This is a genomic window from Aquamicrobium segne (assembly GCF_042656785.1).
Lineage (GTDB): Bacteria > Pseudomonadota > Alphaproteobacteria > Rhizobiales > Rhizobiaceae > Mesorhizobium > Mesorhizobium segne.
The window spans coordinates 1-2807 of the sequence record NZ_JBHSLL010000082.1; the positions used below are offsets into that span (position 1 = coordinate 1).

The window sequence follows — 2807 nt, forward strand, 5'->3', positions numbered from 1 at the left end:
CAGATCGGCAAACAGTTCCTTGTCACCGGGGCGCGTCAGGAAGTCGGGCAGCTCACGCTTGAGCCATTCGCCCAAGCGCCGGGAAAATTCCTCATCCTTGCCGTTTTCAAGGCGATGCAGGACGAGCGCGCCGAGCAGCACCTTGCGGCGCGTATCGTTGGCGCGTTCCTGTTTCGAGAGCCGGGCCTTGAGCGTGGCGCGCTGCGCGTCCAGTTCGGCCAAGCGTTGTTCGATCGTTTTGCGCGCCATTCCTCAAATCTCCTTTTCCGGTTGTCCGCCTAGACTATCATTCCCGGCCGTCTTTTCCAGCGTTTGCCCGGTGCGCTTGAATTTTCGGCGGCTTTGCAGCACAATCCGGGCCTCAGTTCATTGCATCGACCTTGCCGCGAGCGCCACACCGAGCGACGAAAGAGCGAAGCGATTGAGTTGAGAAGGGCGCACTTACGAGTTACTGCGTAACTCAGCGCGCCATTGGCTGGTCGGCCAATGGGAAAGGCGAAACGGTATCGGAGCTTGTTGCTTGGCGATCTACCATTTGAGCATGAAGCCAGTTTCGAGAGCGAGCGGCCGCAGCGCCGTCGCCTCAATGGCTTATCGTGCCGGGGAGAAGTTGACCAACGAGCGCGACGGGATCACGCACGACTACACGGCCAAGCAGGGCGTTGAACATGCGGAGATCGTCTTGCCGGAAGGCGTCAACGCCGATTGGGCGCGGGATCGGTCGGACTTGTGGAACGCCGCCGAGTTTGCCGAGAAGCGCAAGGATGCCCGCGTTGCCCGCGAGTTCGAGATTGCCTTGCCGCATGAGCTATCGGCCGAGCAGCGGCTAGAGGCGGCGCGGGAGTTCGCGCAGGAGCTGGCGAACCGATATGGCGCGGCGGTGGACTTTGCGATCCATGCGCCGCACGATGCCAGCGACGTTCGCAACCATCATGCGCATGTGATGATGACGACGCGGCAGGTTGGCGAGGGCGGCCTAGGCGACAAGACCTATCTTGAGCGCGAAAACAAATGGCTCTTGGCGAACGACCTGCCGATGACCGACATGCAGCTCCGCGACATTCGCCAGAGGTGGGAGGGGATCGCCAACGAGCGGCTTGCGATGGCCGGGCTTGATATTTGCATCGACCATCGTTCGCACATGGAGCGCGGGCTAGAGATCGCGCCGACCGAGCATATGGGTGTCCATGCCTCGCAGATGGAGCGGCGCGGCCTCGACGTGTCGCGCACGCGGCTGGACGAGGATGCGGCGCGGCGCAATGCCGAGCTGATCCGGGAGAAGCCCGAGCAGGTTCTTACCCTCATCACCGGCGAAAAGAGCGTGTTCGACCGCCACGACGTGGCGCGGGCGCTGCATCGCTACATCAACGACGACCCGCAGGAGTTCCAGAGCGCGTTCGCGAAGGTGATGGCCTCGCCGGCGCTGGTGGAGTTGCAGGCCGAGCGCGCGGACCCGGCAACGGGCGAGATCGAGCTTGCGCGCTATTCGACCCGCGAAATGGTCGAGATCGAATCCGGCATGATCGAGAGCGCGCAGCGGATGCACGGCGCGCATGGTCATGGCGTCGATCGCCGGCATGTCGAGCGGGCCATAGACGCGCAGGACGCCGCCATTCAGCGGAGCGCCGGCGATGCTTCCGCCCGGCTGTCCGACGAGCAGCGCCGGGCGATCGAGCATATCACCGGGCCGGAGCGCATCGCGGCCGTTGTCGGTTATGCCGGCGCTGGCAAGTCCACCATGCTCGCGGCGGCGCGCGAGGCATGGGAGGCCGAGGGCTATCAGGTCCACGGCGCGGCCCTGTCGGGGAAGGCGGCCGAGGGCTTGGAGGAAAGTTCCGGCATCCAGAGCCGCACCCTCGCGTCATGGTCCCGCGGTTGGGACAACGACCGCGGCATGATCGGCCGCGGCGACGTGTTCGTGATCGACGAGGCGGGCATGGTCGGGAGCCGCCAGCTCGCCCGCTTCGTTGGCGAGGCCGAGGCGCGCGGGGCGAAGATCGTCCTTGTAGGCGACCATGAGCAGCTACAGGCGATCGGGGCCGGCGCACCGTTCCGGGCGATCACCGAGGAAATCGGCCATGCCGAGCTTTCCGAGATACGCCGGCAGCGCGTGGACTGGCAGCGGGAGGCTTCCGTTGACTTCGCCACGCACCGGACGGCCGAGGGGCTGGCGGCCTATCGGGATCGGGGCAATATCAGCTTTGCCGAAACCGGCGAGGACGTGCGCGGCCAGATCGTGCGCGATTACCTTGCCGACCGCGACGAGCGCCCGGACGGCACCCGCGTAGCGATGGCGCATCGACGGGCCGATGTTCGGGCCATCAATGACGCGATCAGGACCGAGCTACAGGACCGGGGCGAGCTGGCGCAGGGCGAGGACGCCGGCGCGCTGACCTTCCAGACCAATGACGGCAAGCGCGAGTTCGCGCCGGGCGACCGCATCGTGTTCTTGGAGAACAACCGCGACCTTGGCGTGAAAAACGGGATGCTAGGCACGGTCGAGCATGTCGAGGCCGGCAGGATCATCGCCACGCTGGACGGCCGGGGCGGCGAGAACGTCAGCGTTCCGATGGGCGACTATCAGGCGATCGACCACGGCTATGCGACGACGATTCACAAAAATCAGGGGGCGACGGTCGATCGTTCCTTTGTGCTGGCGTCGGGGATGATGGACCGGCATCTAACCTATGTCGCCATGACCCGCCATCGCGACGGCGTGCAGCTCTACGCGGCACAGGACGAGTTCACCCATGCCGGCCGGCTGGTCGAGCATGGGGCCGCGCCGTTCGAGCACAAGGAAGGCAACA

2 protein-coding genes are annotated in these 2807 nt (G+C 65.4%); one reads left to right on the forward strand and one right to left on the reverse strand.

All coding sequences use genetic code 11. The features are described 5' to 3' along the window. The coding region (locus ACFPLB_RS17625; protein ID WP_378232096.1) for a mobilization protein at positions 1-249 on the reverse strand (249 nt) is incomplete at its 3' end. A 271-nt stretch (positions 250-520) separates the two neighbouring features. Between ACFPLB_RS17625 and traA the strand changes: the two genes are divergently transcribed. Next, the coding region (traA, locus tag ACFPLB_RS17630) for a Ti-type conjugative transfer relaxase TraA (protein WP_378232098.1) at positions 521-2807 on the forward strand (2287 nt) is incomplete at its 3' end.